The sequence below is a fragment of the Cytophaga sp. genome (assembly GCF_051961495.1).
Lineage (GTDB): Bacteria > Bacteroidota > Bacteroidia > Cytophagales > Cytophagaceae > Cytophaga.
Map to the genome: position 1 here is coordinate 17,123 of NZ_JBQCDF010000002.1, position 16,922 is coordinate 34,044.

The 16,922-nt window shown below is 39.9% G+C and carries 17 protein-coding genes; 10 read left to right on the top strand and 7 right to left on the bottom strand.

The features are described 5' to 3' along the window. The first annotated feature begins 9 nt into the window (after window positions 1-9). The 9 genes from ACTHJT_RS00095 (at window position 10) to ACTHJT_RS00135 (ending at window position 7,774) form a co-directional block, all read left to right on the top strand. A complete protein-coding gene (locus ACTHJT_RS00095) occupies window positions 10-588 on the top strand; it encodes an anthranilate synthase component II (protein WP_440235484.1) in 579 nt (192 codons plus the stop codon). Window positions 589-1,077: 489 nt separating this feature from the next. After that, window positions 1,078-2,064, top strand: a complete 987-nt coding sequence (gene trpD, locus ACTHJT_RS00100) for an anthranilate phosphoribosyltransferase (protein ID WP_440235485.1) — start codon at window positions 1,078-1,080, stop codon at window positions 2,062-2,064. 6 nt (window positions 2,065-2,070) lie between these two features. Further along, on the top strand, window positions 2,071-2,856 hold the full coding sequence (gene trpC / locus ACTHJT_RS00105) for an indole-3-glycerol phosphate synthase TrpC (protein WP_440235487.1): 786 nt from the start codon (window positions 2,071-2,073) through the stop codon (window positions 2,854-2,856). 105 nt (window positions 2,857-2,961) lie between these two features. Continuing rightward, window positions 2,962-3,591, top strand: coding sequence for a phosphoribosylanthranilate isomerase (locus ACTHJT_RS00110; protein ID WP_440235489.1), 630 nt, complete (start codon window positions 2,962-2,964; stop codon window positions 3,589-3,591). Between the two features lie 164 nt (window positions 3,592-3,755). Continuing rightward, window positions 3,756-4,946 (top strand): tryptophan synthase subunit beta, encoded by a 1,191-nt coding sequence (trpB, locus tag ACTHJT_RS00115; protein ID WP_440235491.1) that lies wholly within the window; start codon window positions 3,756-3,758, stop codon window positions 4,944-4,946. A 6-nt stretch (window positions 4,947-4,952) separates the two neighbouring features. Beyond that, window positions 4,953-5,750, top strand: a complete 798-nt coding sequence (gene trpA / locus ACTHJT_RS00120; protein ID WP_440235493.1) for a tryptophan synthase subunit alpha — start codon at window positions 4,953-4,955, stop codon at window positions 5,748-5,750. Window positions 5,751-5,896: 146 nt separating this feature from the next. Beyond that, a complete protein-coding gene (locus ACTHJT_RS00125) occupies window positions 5,897-6,367 on the top strand; it encodes a hypothetical protein (protein WP_440235495.1) in 471 nt (156 codons plus the stop codon). 53 nt (window positions 6,368-6,420) lie between these two features. Next, window positions 6,421-6,942 (top strand): hypothetical protein, encoded by a 522-nt coding sequence (locus ACTHJT_RS00130; protein ID WP_440235496.1) that lies wholly within the window; start codon window positions 6,421-6,423, stop codon window positions 6,940-6,942. Window positions 6,943-6,955: 13 nt separating this feature from the next. Next, window positions 6,956-7,774, top strand: coding sequence for a hypothetical protein (locus tag ACTHJT_RS00135; RefSeq protein WP_440235497.1), 819 nt, complete (start codon window positions 6,956-6,958; stop codon window positions 7,772-7,774). A gap of 6 nt (window positions 7,775-7,780) precedes the next feature. On the opposite strand, the gene recO is transcribed toward ACTHJT_RS00135, so the two are convergent. Beyond that, a complete protein-coding gene (gene recO / locus ACTHJT_RS00140; RefSeq protein ID WP_440235498.1) occupies window positions 7,781-8,455 on the bottom strand; it encodes a DNA repair protein RecO in 675 nt (224 codons plus the stop codon). Beyond that, complete coding sequence (porZ, locus tag ACTHJT_RS00145; RefSeq protein WP_440235499.1) at window positions 8,455-10,719, bottom strand: type IX secretion system anionic LPS delivery protein PorZ; 2,265 nt, start codon at window positions 10,717-10,719, stop codon at window positions 8,455-8,457. Before porZ ends, recO begins: the two co-directional genes overlap by 1 nt. A gap of 177 nt (window positions 10,720-10,896) precedes the next feature. Here porZ and ACTHJT_RS00150 point away from each other — a divergent pair, with 177 nt between their 5' ends. Next, window positions 10,897-11,964 carry a hypothetical protein gene (locus ACTHJT_RS00150; RefSeq protein WP_440235501.1) on the top strand — a complete coding sequence of 356 codons (1,068 nt, stop codon included), beginning with the start codon at window positions 10,897-10,899 and terminating at the stop codon, window positions 11,962-11,964. A gap of 105 nt (window positions 11,965-12,069) precedes the next feature. Here ACTHJT_RS00150 and rodA read toward each other — a convergent pair whose 3' ends face one another. From rodA to ACTHJT_RS00175, 5 genes are all read right to left on the bottom strand, one after another. Next, window positions 12,070-13,374, bottom strand: a complete 1,305-nt coding sequence (gene rodA, locus ACTHJT_RS00155) for a rod shape-determining protein RodA (protein ID WP_440235503.1) — start codon at window positions 13,372-13,374, stop codon at window positions 12,070-12,072. Next, on the bottom strand, window positions 13,374-15,209 hold the full coding sequence (locus ACTHJT_RS00160; RefSeq protein WP_440235504.1) for a peptidoglycan D,D-transpeptidase FtsI family protein: 1,836 nt from the start codon (window positions 15,207-15,209) through the stop codon (window positions 13,374-13,376). The genes rodA and ACTHJT_RS00160 overlap by 1 nt, the downstream gene beginning before the upstream one ends. 5 nt (window positions 15,210-15,214) lie before the next feature. Further along, complete coding sequence (locus tag ACTHJT_RS00165) at window positions 15,215-15,736, bottom strand: hypothetical protein (protein ID WP_440235505.1); 522 nt, start codon at window positions 15,734-15,736, stop codon at window positions 15,215-15,217. Beyond that, the gene (mreC, locus tag ACTHJT_RS00170; RefSeq protein WP_440235506.1) at window positions 15,736-16,572 is read right to left on the bottom strand and encodes a rod shape-determining protein MreC; all 837 of its coding nucleotides are present in this window, start codon (window positions 16,570-16,572) and stop codon (window positions 15,736-15,738) included. The genes ACTHJT_RS00165 and mreC overlap by 1 nt, the downstream gene beginning before the upstream one ends. Before the next feature lie 15 nt (window positions 16,573-16,587). Continuing rightward, on the bottom strand, window positions 16,588-16,922 hold a 335-nt coding region (locus tag ACTHJT_RS00175), incomplete at its 5' end, for a rod shape-determining protein (protein WP_440235507.1).

The following is a 16,922-nucleotide window of genomic DNA, read 5'->3' on the forward strand; positions in this document are numbered from 1 at the left end:
GCTACTATTATGAATAAAGATATAGCCATACTGGTATTAGATAATTACGATTCGTTCACTTATAACCTGGTGCATATTATTAAAGCGTTGGGATATAAAAATCTTGAAGTGCATCGTAACGATAAAATTACGCTTGAAGAAATTGAGCGTTTTGATAAAATATTACTTTCTCCTGGTCCGGGTATTCCTTCAGAAGCAGGTATTCTACTGGATGTGATCCGCCAGTATGCCGGTAAGAAAAGTATTTTCGGTGTATGTCTGGGCCACCAGGCTATCGGCGAAGTATTCGGTGGCACACTTACAAATCTTGATAAAGTATATCATGGTATTGCATCCAAAACAAAAATTCTTGACAAAGGAATATTATTTGAAGGTCTGCCGCATGAGATTACAACCGGCCGTTATCACTCATGGGTAGTCGACAGAAAAGATTTCCCAACTGTGCTGGAGATCACCGCTGAAGATGAACAGGGGAAAATCATGGCATTGAAACATAAAACACTTGACATTGTTGGTGTACAGTTTCACCCGGAATCGATCCTGACCGAGTTTGGCCAGAAGATGGTGCAGAACTGGCTGGAAGCGTAGGCGATGGAAGTGGTTGGCAGTTTACGCAAATAAACGATCTATCACTAAATCAACTTCACTATGCGTAAACGTGCCGAACCACGGCATGTTCATGTCGATCGAAATAACGCCGTGGTTTGGCACGTTTAAGTGCCTGTAGTTTAAGACAAAGAGCGAATGGCTTTTTACTTAAACTACCAACCACTAAAATTGAATTGAGCTCTTCCGAATTTGTAATTCGGAAGCCAGATAAAAAAGGATTTATAATCCTTTTTTTAACCTGATCCCACCTGGCGCCAGTCTTTGACTGGTGTCCATCATTTCGTAGTCTCTGACTACATGTTTATTAATTGGAATGCAGTCAAAGACTGCAAAAATAGTGGACACGAGTCCCGCTTCGCTAAGACTCGCGCCAGGTAAAGTTCAGGAGTTGTGAAAGAGAGACTATAAGGCTGAAAGCCTTTAATAATAAAACCCGGGGTGTAGCCCCGGGAAAAATAGAATACAAATATGAAAGAATTATTACAGCAATTAACCAGTCATTACCGCTTAACAAAAGAAGAAGCGAAAGATGCGATGCTGGCAATTGGAAACGGAACCGTAAATGCAGCACAGGTGGCAGCATTTATTTCGGTATATATGATGCGCAGCATTACAGTGGCAGAACTACAGGGCTTCAGAGAAGCATTATTGGAAATGTGCCTGGATGCTAACTTATCCGAATACCAGCCGATTGATATTGTTGGAACGGGTGGGGATGGTAAAGACACCTTTAACATATCAACCTTATCCTGCTTTGTGGTTGCTGGTGCCGGTATTAAAGTTGCCAAGCATGGTAACTATGCTGTTTCTTCCAGCTGCGGTTCTTCAAATGTAGTTGAATATTTAGGTTATAAATTTACCAATAGCAAAGATGCATTGCGCAAGCAGATTGAAGAATCTAACTTCTGTATGCTGCATGCACCGCTGTTTCATCCGGCCTTGAAAAATGTTGCTCCGGTAAGGAAAGAAATTGGCATGCGTACGATATATAATATGCTTGGTCCGCTGGTGAACCCTGCCATGCCTGAATACCACATGCTGGGAACATTTAACATGGATCTTGCCCGTTTATATGGATACATTCACCAAAGTCTGAACAGTAAATTCGCTGTTGTACATGCGCTGGATGGCTACGATGAAATTTCACTGACCGGTGGGTTCAAAGTAATTTCCAACCAGATGAACCGCGTGCTTGAACCGGATGACATGGGCCTGCACACATACAAGGCGGCTGAATTGTCCGGCGGTAAAACGGTAGAAGATGCAGCTAAGATTTTTATAGAAGTATTGGAAAATAAAGCTACCCGTGCACAGAAAGAAGTGGTGCTGGCAAATGCCGGTCTGGCAATTTCTCTGGCCAATTCCGAAATTTCTTTACTGGATGCAATTGCTACAGCCCGTGAATCCTTAGAAAGCGGCAAAGCATACGAAAGTTTTAAAAAGGCGATTAAGTAAGTTGAAATGAATATTCTTGATAAAATAATCGAACACAAGTGGACTGAAGTGAACAGCAGAAAGGTAACCGTTTCTGTTGAAGAACTTCGCAAATCTCCTTTATATAGCAGACCAACACTTTCATTTAAAAAATATTTAAGCAATCCTGCCTTAAGCGGAGTTATTGCTGAACATAAACGCCAGTCTCCTTCCAAAGGAGTGATCAATGCAAATGTTGACCTGAAGCAGGTGGTTACAGGCTACCAGGCGGCAGGGGCAAGTGCTTGTTCAGTATTGACTGATACAAAATTCTTTGGCGGCACAACGGAAGATTTGCTGCAGGCAAGAGCGTTGCTGCAAATTCCGATTTTGCGCAAGGATTTTATGGTAGATGAATACCAGGTGGAAGAGGCGCGTGCCATGGGTGCAGATGTGATTTTATTAATCTCTGCCTGCCTGAGTCCGCAACGTATTAAAGAACTGTCTGAGTATGCACACAAGCTTAATCTGGAAGTGCTGCTGGAAGTACATAATGCGGAAGAACTGGAAGGAAACCTGATTGATACCGTTGATGTTATCGGTGTGAACAACCGCAATCTGAAAACATTTGAAGTAAGCATCCAGACATCGATTGATGTTGCCAAACATATTCCGGATCGCTACATCAAAGTATCAGAAAGCGGTATTGATGATCCGAAAACAATTGTTGAATTGAAAAAGCATGGATATACGGGTTTCTTAATTGGTGAATCATTTATGAAAACCAATGATCCGGGTGCTGCTTTGAAAAAATTAGTGACAGAGTCGAAGTAACAGACAAAACCTATGAGGTTTTTCTAACGAAAAGAATAGGTCATTCAGATTTTACCAAGGTGATGGTTGCAAAACCTCATAGGTTTGGATAAAACAATTAAAACTATGAAACTGAAAGTTTGTGGCATGAAGTACCCGGAAAATGTGAGCGCGGTGGCAGCACTGCAGCCGGATTACCTGGGCTTTATTTTCTACAAACCTTCAAAAAGATATTGCGGAGAAACATTGACGCCGCAATTTGTAAAAGCATTGCCGTCATCAATTATAAAGACAGGCGTTTTTGTAAACGAATCTTTAGAAGAAGTACTGCGGATCTGTTCAGCATATGATTTTAAAGCAGTGCAGTTGCATGGACATGAGTCTGCTGAATTTTGCAAGGTTTGTAAACAAGAGGGATTGCAGGTGATCAAAGTCTTTCATGTGGGTGAAACGATGGACTGGTCTCAGCTTGATCCTTATAAAAAAGTTGTTGATTATTTTCTGTTTGATACCAAAACACCGGACTACGGCGGCAGCGGAAATCGTTTCAACTGGGAAATATTGAAAGCGTATGACAATGAAATTCCCTTGTTCTTAAGCGGTGGTGTTGATGAAAGTATTCTGGAAGAACTCAATGGATTAAAAAGCGTTAACATATATGCCCTCGACGTGAACAGCCGCTTTGAGCTGGAACCAGGGCGGAAAGATGTTGAACGGATCAGAAAATTTCAATTAGGCTTAAAGCCGAAGGCTTAAGGCCTAAAGCTTTGGCTCTTAAATTAAAATGCTATGAATTTGAAAATACATATACCATTAAAACGATGGCGATTTTAAGAGAATAGTAAAATAAGCGATCGTACAGTAAATTATACAAACACCAGCTTTAAGCATTTAGCTTTAGGCTTTAAGCATAAAATAAAATGAATTACAACGTAGATAAAAAAGGATACTATGGAAATTTCGGGGGGGCATTTATTCCCGAAATGTTGTATCCGAATGTAGAAGAACTTCGGAAAAGTTATCTGAACATCATTAATGATGAATCTTTCCAGGAAGAATACAGAGATTTGTTGCGCAATTATGTCGGCAGACCAACACCTCTATACTTTGCAAAACGTTTGTCAGAAAAGTATAATACGACAATCTATCTGAAGCGCGAAGATTTGTGTCATACAGGTGCGCACAAGATCAACAATACCATCGGCCAGATCCTGGTAGCGAAGCGTATGGGCAAAACCCGAATCATTGCTGAGACCGGCGCGGGCCAGCATGGTGTAGCTACAGCTACTGCATGTGCATTGATGGGCAGGCCGTGTGTAGTACACATGGGCGCTGTTGATATGGAAAGACAGAAACCGAATGTGGAACGGATGCGCATGTTGGGAGCCGAAGTAGTTCCGGCTATGACCGGCAGTAAAACACTAAAGGATGCAACAAACGAAGCTTTGCGTGACTGGATCAATAATCCGGTAGATACATTTTATATCATCGGTTCTGTTGTTGGTCCGCATCCGTATCCGGATATGGTTGCACGCTTGCAGGCAATCATCAGTGAAGAGATCATTGATCAGCTGACAGAAAAAACAGGCAATCCGGATCCTACACATGTGATCGCTTGCGTAGGCGGTGGCAGCAATGCCGCAGGCGCTTTCTATCATTTCCTGGATCAGAAAAATGTTGAACTGATCGCGGTAGAAGCTGCAGGTGAAGGCGTATATTCAGGCTATTCAGCAGCAACAACCTTCTTAGGAAAACCAGGTGTATTGCACGGCAGTAAAACTTTGCTGATGCAGACAGAAGACGGACAAGTAGTAGAGCCACATTCGATTTCAGCCGGTTTGGATTATCCGGGCATCGGACCTATGCATGCACACCTGTTTGAGACAGGCCGTGCAAAATTCTATAGCGTAACAGATAAAGAAGCATTCCTTGCAGCCTTTATGCTTGCCGAGACAGAAGGGATTATTCCTGCGCTTGAATCTGCGCATGCGGTAGCCGTTTTAGAAAATATCAGTTTAAAAAAATCAGACATTGTCGTCGTTAACCTTTCTGGTCGAGGTGATAAAGACCTTCAGACATACATCACCAGAAAAAACGAATACCTAAAATAATTCGATATGGAAACATCAATAAAAGTTTCGAACAGGTTAACAGAATTGTTCAAAAAGAAAAGCAACAATCTGTTGAATATATATTTTACTGCCGGCTATCCGGGATTGAACGATACAGTAACTGTCCTGAAGGCATTGCAGAAAGCGGGTGTTGATATGGTTGAGATTGGCATGCCGTATTCAGACCCCGTTGCCGACGGGCCGGTTATTCAGCAAAGCAGCCTTGATGCCATCAACAATGGCATGACCATTAAAAACCTGCTTGCACAATTAAAGGATATCCGTAAAGAAGTAACTATACCGATTCTGGTGATGGGTTATTTCAATACAGTTATGCAATATGGTGTGGAGCGTTTTATTAAAGAGATCAGTGAGATAGGTATTGATGGTGTGATCCTTCCAGACTTACCACTGGATGAATATACCGAACATTACCAGTCTTTATGTGAATCGCATAATATCTCCAATGTTTTACTAATTACACCAAATACATCAGACGAGCGTCTGCATCTTATTGATGGTATTACGCAAGGCTTTATTTACATGGTTTCTACAAACAGTACTACCGGAAACGATGCTAAAAGCACAGAGCAGAATCACGATGCATATTTTGACAGAATTAAAAATATGGGACTGAAAAGTCCGCGTATGATCGGGTTTAATATCAAAGACAAAAAAACATTTGCAGATGCGTGCAAATACGCGAATGGAGCCATTATTGGCTCTGCATTTGTAAAAATGTTAGCCAACAGTCATTTGCTGGAAGATGATATTATTCAATTTGTAAAAAATATTAAAGGCTAAAAATAGCCCTGGCTGCCTTGCCGGGGCTATTTTTATTTTTTGGATGTTGTATATTCAATATCTTGAAGTTTTTTTAGTGAAAGGAATTAACAAAAGATAAACCTTTTAATTTTTTTTCAGTTAAATACTCAAAAAATAGTATTAATATGAATATAAGAATACTTATTACGTTATTTTTTATCGGTTCATTGACGGCAGCAAATGCAACAGATACAACCTTCATCTATGGTACATGGAAACTGCAATACTACAGAATCTATACTCACGGCAAGGGTATGGATACTACGATGTATACCACGGGGCACATTGAATTCAAGGTAAACCATACCTACGAAACCGAGCGTTTGCAAATGTGTTTCATGGAAGGTAATAATTATTCCTGCCCTGCTTTTACCAGCGGCAATTGGGAGTTCACAAGTGACAAGGTATTGCGGATAACCTATGCTGAACGTGAACTGATCTGTGATGGTCCATGCCCGGATATCATGTCCCGTCATGGCGTATATGTACGCACGTTGAATAAAGATAACATGATCCTCCGGACTGAATATTATAATGGCCCGCGCAAGCACCGGCTGGTGATTGATGCTTATTTGGTCAGAAAGATTGGCGAGTAATATTTATTTTTATAACTTTAGTAATACTACTTTTTAAATGGTATCGCTAAAGCATGATTACAATTGATTTGTACATAACAGAAAAATGCATCCGTGATTCTGAAGGTCCTAACTACAATTTAGACGATGCAAAAGTAGAAGATTGGATCGATACCATTATTTCTACAGTAAGTGCTTACGGAAGCAAGAAAGAATATAAAATTGTTATTCATGTTCCCGAAGCCCTTGTTTATCTTGATCCTAAATCAATTTCTGCCAAGCTTCGTGAATTTTACCAAATCCATACCTTAGAAATAAAAAATGAATTAAGGGTTATGCAGACCCAATCACTCGATGCGCTGAGCAAGGGTGTACCTATTATGATTGCTGCACTCAGCCTCAACTTCACCATTGAGCGCTTAAAAGATCACATCAACTATTTCGAATTTATCCTGAAAGAATCCATGTATATATTTGGATGGGTAAGCATGTGGAAGCCGATTGAACTGCTTCTGTACGATCGATGGCCGCTGAATAGAAAGTTGAAGTCGTATGACAAAATGCTAAAAATTCCAATTTCAATAATCAGTAATTAACCAATCCTTCCTTATGAAAAATTATATCTTAGCCGCAGCTGCCGCAGCTGTTCTGTGTGCCTGTGAAAGCACTCCTAAAGAACCCTCAGATAAAATGATCGATACGTCTGATGTAATCATCAACGATTCCACATCACTTGGTGTTAAAAAACTTGAATTGGTTCCTTTGGAAGATTCGCCCGAATTCAGTGATGCTATTCTTGAATTGAACACGCCTGCCGAAGGTGCCGTGCTTAAATCAAACAACGTTAAATTTTCGTATGAAATTAAAAACTATGAACTTGCAAAACCTACGGTTGAAGGCTCATGTGCGATCAGCTGTGCAAATTCAGACAAAGGTCAGCATATTCATTTGATCTTAAATAATGCGCCTTACCAGGCCAAATACAATTCATCTTTCACGGATACCTTACCAGACGGGCACTATATCGCTCTTTCATTTCTTTCACGCTCTTACCATGAAAGTATCAAACATTTCGGTGCTTCAGATTTAAGACAATTTACGGTAGGAAAAGCAACTCCTGAAAAAGAAGACCTGTCTAAACCGATGCTTTTTTATAGCAGGCCAAAAGGCGAATACAAAGGGAAAGATACAGCCAATGTATTGTTAGACTTTTTCCTTGCAAATACTACACTTGCCGAGGATGGCAATAAAGTTCGTGCAACAATTAATGGTAAAAGTTTCCTGATTACAAACTGGAAAGGCTATGTTATTAAAGGTCTTCCATTGGGTACATCTACCATTAAGCTTGAATTGCTTGATGCTGCCGAAAAACCAATTCCTGGTAAATACAATGTGGTAGAGCGCACCATCACATTGGTGAAAGAATAATCGTGTTTATTCAAGCACTTCTCTTAAAATAGAGATCGAATGTAAATCTCCAAAAGATTCAATTTGATTTTTATAAAAAGCAATAATAATATCCAGCGCTTCCCTGCGATGCAAATTTGTTGAGGCAAAGCTTTCAAAGTACGTGTGCTTCATGCAGTTTTCAATGTACTGTATGATTGCATCCGAGGGTTTATACAAACTGTGTTGCCACACACTTTTCACATCTTCCGGAAAAAAGCCCAGATAAAAAGAATAACGAAGCATAAAGGATACGTGAAAGTTCGGCACGTTTTTTTCCACTTTGTCTAAGGCATGAAAAGAATGAAACAGAAAATCAAACAACTCCTGATTGGCTGTTTCTTCTTTTAATGTTTTAAGCAGAATCTCTGAAATAAAAATGGAGATGCTGGTTTTGTGAATATCAAAGGGAATGGCAAAGTAAGGTTCGGCGCAACGCATTTCGGATATGCGCTGCAATCCGTGATTATTTTTGTGATAAACAACCATATCCAGTAACGTCAATGGTTGAAACAATGCAATTTTATTATTTGATTTTGAACTGCGAACGCTGTTAACAATATAAGATTGCAAGCCAAAAGCTTCCGTATATATTTTAGCAATAATAGATGTATCGCTGTATTTAATATAGTTTAAAACAATCCCTTTTGTTTTGTGAAGCATTACTGAATGATGGCTATTTTACCAACAAATTTTTCTTCGCCTTTATTTGTTGTTGCGAATACCAGGTACATACCTGATTCAGCTTTAACACCTGCGTAGTTGATCAGGTTCCATGTAGCAGTACCGCCATGCGTCGGGGTTTCATAATAGAGCATACCCTGCATATCTGTAATTTTAACGCGCACATTATCCTGCAGGCCTTCAATGGTGATTACTCCGGAAAAGCCAGGTCGTACTGGATTGGGGAAGATTTTCGCCTGACTGAAATCGGTATGATCCGCAGTTGCATCTCCGCGGTAAGAAATAATACCTTTATCTGTTGCAATGAATACTTCACCGGTAACATCATGGATATCGACATCAATAATATTGTTTGAATACAAGGGACTGTTTTCAACGGTAAAATAGTGAATGAATTTGCTGAAATCATCTTCAAACAACCATAAGCCTTCTGTAGTACCCACCCATTTTCTATTCCCCCCATCGGTTTTTATACATGTAACACTTTTGTCGAACAACACACCAAAACCATTGTAAATAGGGGCAGAGAAAGATCCGGTAAATGCTTTGGACGGTTCGTAGAATGCAGAAAGCCCCTGGTCGCTGCCTATCCATACAACACCTTTTTTATCTACTTCAATACAATTGATCTTGTTGCTTGGGAGATTGCCTCCCGCGCTTGAAGTGGTGAAATAACGTTCCTGCCCGGTTTGATCATTAAAAACCATCAAAGCATTGTCGAGCCCGTTATTACCATAACGCATCCATTTATTTCCGGATGAATCAATTTTTAATTGCAGGATTGATCGGTTCTCCTGTCTGTTTGAAAGTGTGTAACTGGTCCAGTTGCCCGATTTATCTTTCGAAAAAACCGCAGGCTGAAATGCAGATACACCGTAGTTGGCCAGCCAGACGGTGCCTTTTTTGTCGGTATCCAGGCCGGTGACGTAGTCGGTTGTCAGCGGGCTATTGGCTTTTGTGTACTTGATAAAGGTATCAGGTTTTTTGTGGCAGATGAGGCCATAACCAAAATGACCTACATACAGTGTGTCATCAAAGGGATTGTACGTAGCATTAATGTTATCAAGGGTATTCGGCGGATAGTTGCTGTTCCATGCGTAATTCATCCATTGGTTTTGACTCTGGAATTCATAAAAACCATGTGCACGATACAGATTAAAAAAAGTATTATCATAGCCGCCACAGTTGGCCAGCATGATGTTGTTGTAATAGTAAAGGTTGAACGTTGAAGTATTCAGCGGCCCGTTCAAACCATATGGTATCAGATCTTGCCCGTTAAACTTATATAAGCCGCGGGTGGAGTCGGCAACCCAGATATTTCCGCTCGGGTCATAGGTTGCATCATGCACATCAGCGATGTCAGCGTTGTTGATTACAGTGCTGAAGCTGGTTGGACTGCTGATAGCATATACTTTCGTGCCGGCAGACAGCAACAGCTTATTTTGAGATGTTGTTAAATTCCAGCAGATCTGATCGCTTGTTAAAGAGATGCCGATATTCTGCCAGGTATTGCCTGTCAGCAGATACACACCATCACCGGAGACTGCGGCGTAGATATTGTTGTTTAACTGGCCTACACAGCGGGAATTCGTTGTAGATATATTTGTATAAGAATGCCAATTGGCAAAATCCATTAAATTAATGCCTGGTTTACCATAAGGCGCACTTAAGATGCCATTTTCTGTAGCCAGAAAAACGGAGTCTTTTGCCTCGTTTAATACACAAGCATAAACTTTATTTTGCATTCCACCGGTACTTAAATTCAACCAGGATTCTACAATCTCATTTCTGGAAATATTGATGATTGTAACGCCAAAATCGCAGGCAAGAAAAGCCAGGTCTTTATACAGGGTAATGTTGTTGATGTTTTTTGTACCTGCCATGGAAGAACGGAATACATCATCAAAATTTTTAATGATGCCGTCCTGAATAATATCAATATTTCCATCCATATAGCCAATGATGCCATAACCGGCAGTTTCGCTGAAGCGGATAACAGAAATATTACTGCTGGTCAGACCATCAATTCTTGATAAAGGGGCAAGATGATTATCTGATAAATCATAGGTAAAACTACTTATCGGAGAGCCTGTATAAATTTTATTTTTAAATAAAGAGATGGTAGTTGTACTGCTGGTTGGCAAATGCGTACGCCAGACTCCCAACGGAATATTGGTGTTTGTTTGACTAAGCAAACTGCTAAAAGAATGAAATAGCAGAATGAAACAAATAAAAAGGCGCATGGTGGTTAAATTTAGACCTTTATAGAAAACGAATTTACAATTAGTTTATGGTATTTAGCTAAATTTATTTTGAATATAGGCATTTTAGAATCAATTTATTCGTGAACTAATCAGGTAGATTTTTTCAAAATTGAATCTTCTAATGTAACTTTGATAAACCTAAAATGATTTCAAAATATGAGCCAGCTTCAATTAGATAAACCGACGATACAATCTTATGGAGTTGCTCTTTCTGAAAAACTGGTAAATGAGTTTTTTTCTTCAAAAGAAGTAATTAAAGGAGAGGAGATTGTTCGTTTTACGGAAATAGAACAATTGAATTTTTTTATACTGATGAATTTATTCGATCGGTGGAAAGAAGAAATCAGCCGGTTAAGAAGTCCGTATTTCAATTATGAAGAGGAAGAAGTTGCTCTTGCTTTAAAATCATTTGTCAATAAGGTTTCCAGGCATATCGCTGTCAGAAAGGAATTTTTCAAACCACTTGTTCAAAAAAGTATTGTTGATACGCTTACCTATTTGCTGAACCCTGCCGAGTTCATTGAGCAGGAGTTTAGTAAAACAGACCGCATTTCTAAAGCAGATCTGACAGACAAGCAAAAATTCTTTAAATTATACAAAGACACCATTCAGCTTTGGCTGGATAAGGTTGGAACATTCCCAGGTGAAACAGTTGCCACAAAAGATCTTGTGAATGCTTATAAATCGGTCGTTTCCAGACAGCATGTGGTGCAGTATTCAGATCCGGTTGTCGATAAATTCAATCAGTTATTAAAGCTTACCTTGCCTGTAGCTGCTTCTCAGCAGCCAACGGTTGAGAATCTTGTTAAAAAGGTTGTACCCGAGCCTGTGAAAGTTGAAGAACAGCCGAAGCCTATACCGGTAAACAGACCGATAGAGGGCAGCAGGCTAAATGAGACATTTACCAAAGAACTTACCTTAAACGAAAAACTAAAACAACAACCTGCACAGGCCGGCAATTCTATTGCGGAACGTTTAAGCAAGAGTAAAATAGAAGATATAAAATCTTCTATTCCGCTTAACCTTAAATTTTTATTTATCAATGTTCTGTTTGATGGTAAAGTAATTGAATACAATGAAGCTTTATCGTTGATTGAGGAGTGTTCAGATTTTGATACGGCAAAAAATTTATTGGTTGAAAAATTCAGTAAAAAGAATAAATGGGATTCCAGTTCAGAGGAGTTAAACGAATTCTTCCAGATTATTCAACGTAAGTTTTATTAAGAATAAAAATAACCATGCAATAAAAAAACCAACGCTTCAACGTTGGTTTTTTTATTTAAAATATGTTTAACTGCAATATACGTGAAGACAGTAACACAAAGATTTTTAATGTCCTGCCAACACTTGTCCTCGGTGTGAATCCAGCTTCAGGAACACAAATAATAATATGGTGAATGACCATAATGAAGAGCCACCATAGCTGAAGAATGGCAGTGGAATACCTATTACAGGAAACAGTCCGATGGTCATGCCGATATTTACCATGAAGTGGAACAGGATGATGCTGGCCACGCTGTAACCATAGATGCGTGAGAAACGATCTTTCTGTCGTTCTGCCAGGAATACCAGGCGCATCATGAAAAGCACATACAAGGTAATAAGAATGGTACTTCCGAACCAGCCGTGCTCTTCACCGATGGTACAGAATATAAAATCCGTACTTTGTTCAGGTACGAAATCAAACTTCGTCTGTGTGCCTTCAAGAAATCCTTTTCCGAAAAGGTCACCCGAGCCAATGGCAATTTTTGATTGGTGTAAGTGATATCCTTTGTCGCGGATATCCAGCTGGGTATCGAATAACACCATGATCCGGTTCCGTTGGTGTTCCTGTAGAATTTCAAAGAAAATCTTATGTACGCCAAATACAAATGCACAGCTCATACCAAAAATAAACAGGAAGACCAGAATCCGGTTGGTCAGCTGTTTGCGGGTCATGCGCAGTCTGTTAATAATAAAATACAAAATGATTATGGAGAATAGGACAGCAAGACCAATGATGATTGGTTTTACGCCAATGGCAAGTGTCAGTACAAATAAAAGTGTAACGAATACACCGATCAATAGTAATGTCCCGGGCAAACCTTCCCGGTACAATACGAGTACGAAGGCTGAGAATACAAGCATACCACCGGTTTCGTTCTGCAGCAATATTAATGCGCAGGGAATTGCCAGCAGCATCAATGCTTTTGCCAGCGTTTCAAGATGGTCGATGTTGGAATGAATGGAGCCCAGCAAACGTGCCAGTGCCAATGCGGTAGTGAACTTCGCAAATTCTGCCGGCTGTATACGTACGAAACCCAGGTCCAGCCACGATTTTGAACCGTTCACTTCCGTACCCATAAAAATAGTGATCAGCAAAACCAGCATGGAAATAACATAGAAGACATATGAGAATGCCGAATAGAATTTATAATCAATGACCAGAATGGCGATAATAATTATAAAGGCACCGCCGATCCACATCAATTGTTTCCCGGAATTGATGGAGAAATCAAAGATGGTAGTAACGGCCTCCGGATCATATACGACCGCATAGATATTCAGCCATCCTAAAAATACAAACAGGACGTAAAAACCAATCGTTATCCAGTCTACGTTATTGGTTAAATTTATTTTGTCGTCTGAACGCATTATGGTTTTGTTTTAACTTTATGAAGTAAATTTTTATCTAAAACCATTTTTTCCAAAGGAGGTCTTGTAATCGTATCCTTGAGATATTTCTCAATCATTAAATGCGCGATCGGAGCTGCAGTCATTGCTCCGAAGCCTGCATTTTCAACATATACAGCGATGGCAATTTTAGGATTGTCTTTAGGGGCGAACGCGATGTATACAGAGTGATCATCTCCGTGCGGATTTTCAGCGGTACCTGTTTTACCACAGATCTCAATGTCTTTTATTTTTAACCATGATGCCGTTCCTGCCAGCACCACCTGTTCCATACCATCAATTACCGGCTGGAAGTGTTTAGGGTCAACAGATGTTACATGTCTGTTCTTATATTCTTCAAGGATGTGTTTGTCTTTACCGATTGATCTGATCAGGTGTGGTGTGATGTACCAGCCTTTGTTGGCAATCAATGCAGCCATATTCGCCATTTGAATAGGTACAACGTTGATTTCACCCTGACCAATACTTAATGAATAAATGGTTGAGAATTTCCAATGCAAATCCCCGTAAACCCGATCGTAATAAGCATTGCTCGGGATGTTGCCGCTCTTTGTATTCGGAAGATCCACCAGCATTTTCTGCCCAAAGCCAAAGGTGAGCATATGGTTACGCCATACATCAAAATTTGCTTCGGTGTCTTTAAATTTATTCGGATTTTTATCCTGGCTGATCATCTTTTTAAACACCATATAAAAATACGGGTTGCAGGACCATTGTATTGCTCCGCGCAAATCCTGCGGGCTCGGGTGTTCGTGGCAGTTTACCAGTGATTTATCACAAGGGAAACGCGAATGATCCGTGATGACACCTTCTTCCAGCGCAATAGCAGCCTGCGCCAGTTTGAAGATTGAACCCGGAGGGTACATGGCCATCAATGGCCGGTTGAATAAAGGTTTGTAAGGATCCTTCTCAAGTGTGACGTAGTTTTCTGAAAATTTTCTTCCGGTCAGGAAGTTGGGATCATAGGATGGCGATGAAATGAAAGAAAGAATTTCACCGGTGCTGGGCTCGATAGCAACGACACTGCCTATTTTATTCTGCAGAAGAAGCTCACCGTACTGCTGCAGTTTGATATCTATGGTTGAGGTCAGATTTTCACCGGGTGCAGAAATTGTATCGTATGCACCACCCCGATAAGAACCTTTCTGAACACCGTGTACATCTTTCATGATGTATTTTACACCACGTCTGCCGCGGAGTTCATTCTCATAAAACAATTCTATACCGCTGATACCAATATAATCACCTTGTTTGTAATAACCATCCTTTTGTTTTTCCAATGCTTTCGGACTGATCTCACCAATGTAGCCAAGTGCATTTGCGGCAGAAGGATAGGAGTATGAACGGATGGTCCGTGCTTGTGTATACAATCCCGGGTAATCATTCATGTAATCCTGCACATGTGCAAAATCTTCGAGTGATAATTGCTTAAATAATGTTTGAGGTTTATTGCGGCTATAGCCCCTGTTTTTGAGGGGATTTTTAATATCCTTCATTTTTGTGATAAACTCTTCCTTGCTTATCCCAAAGCGCTGACAGAATAGTAAAGTATCTGTTAGTTTAAACTCTTTTGTAACAACCGTAATATCGAAAACAGGTGTATTGAAAACGAGCAGATCTCCGTGACGATCATAAATCAAGCCCCTGTAGGGATAATCCACTACTTTTTCAATGGCGTTTATTTCAGCTTCTATCTTGTAGGAAGAATCCAGTACCTGGAGGAAAAATAACCGGATAACGTAAATCAATCCGATGGCAATGATGACTGCATTGATGACAAATTTTCTTTCCTGCATAATACCTAACGCGAATTATGTTTATACAAGAATAAAAACTGGTAAAGCAATACCGTTATCAGAGTCAGGATTGAAGTGGAGAATATTTTAAGTAAAGTTGTTCCGAAACCAACGGAACCCAATGATTCAATAACAAAAACAACAGTCGTATGTATGAATATTAAAATGAATGCATACGCTGAATGCCACTGAATACCCATGTTGTAGATATTTACAGACTCAACCGATTCATAACCGCCTTGCGGGCTAAGTAGTTTTATAACCGATGGGCGGATATACATGATCAATAAAGCCGCCGATGTATGTACGCCGGGTGTATTGAAAAAGATATCAATAGAGAATGTATAGAAGAATGTTATAAACAGCAGCAGCATTCTTGGAATGTAGAATGGAAGCTGGATCAGGAAGCCAACATAAATAAAACAAGCAGCCACATCCCAGAGAGAGGTAGTTCTGAAAACAAGTACCTGGATCAGATAAATAAGTACCGCCTGTATTAATTGTTTTAGTACGTCAATGACATTCATTATTTCAATTCCTTTTTGAATGTAGCTTCAAGACTATCCTTTTCTACTTTTAATATATTATTGATCACGAAAACATAATCCATAGCTGTGTAATCGGTAGCCAGCTTTGCATCGATGTTCCAGTAAGCGCCGCCTTCGTCGTTTACGTTTGTAATCGTTGCGATCAATATCCCCTCAGGGAATAAAGATTCTTTGTAACCGGAGGTAACAATAGAGTCGCCGACTTTTATTTTGTGGTGCCGGCCAACGTTGGTAAATTTAACCGTATGTGGTCCGTCAACTTCCCACTGGATAATACCATCTGCCTTTGTGTTTTTTATGTGTGCCGAAACAGACCATTTTGTATTCAGCACAGAAATAGCAGTTGAATAATGTTCTGAGCAGGCTTTAATTTGTCCGGCAACGCCGTTTGGTGATACGACACCCATGCCCACGGCTAAACCATTCTCAAGCCCTTTATCCAGGGTGAAATAATTGTTGGCATAGATGGTACTGTTATTGATAACGCGGGCAACAGAAAATGTGTACTGATTCTTTTTCAGTACAGATGCGGAAGTATCGTAACTGATTTTATTAACCTGTAAAGCCTGGCGCAACTGATTCTGAAGGCTTGCATTCTCAGCAGCTAGCTGCTCATTTATTTCTTTCAGGTCAAAGTAACCTGTTACAGATTTATCTATTTCTAAAACTTTACCCACTACATTTTTTGATGTGCTGAAATATGCAGCACCCTGGTAGGGATTGTAATTTACAATACATACAAAACAAAAGAGTTCCAGGCATATAAATGCCAGGAACACTCTTAGGTTATATATAAATTGGAGTAAGCGATACATGTTGTATTAGATAAATCAAACCATCAATACAGCACGGTATCTTTTTACATCTTTCACTGCAATACCAGTGCCTTTTACAACGGCACGCAACGGATCCTCAGCAACATGGATAGGAAGCTTTGTTTTCATAGCCAATCTCTTATCAAGACCTCTCAGCAAGGCACCACCACCGGTTAAGTGGATACCATTGTCATAAATATCAGCAGACAATTCCGGCGGAGCAATTTCCAATGCTTTTAAAACAGCTTCCTCAATTTTGGAAACAGATTTGTCAAGTGCAAAAGCAATTTCAGAATAAGACACTTTAATTACTTTCGGAATACCTGTCATCAAATCACGACCGCGGATTT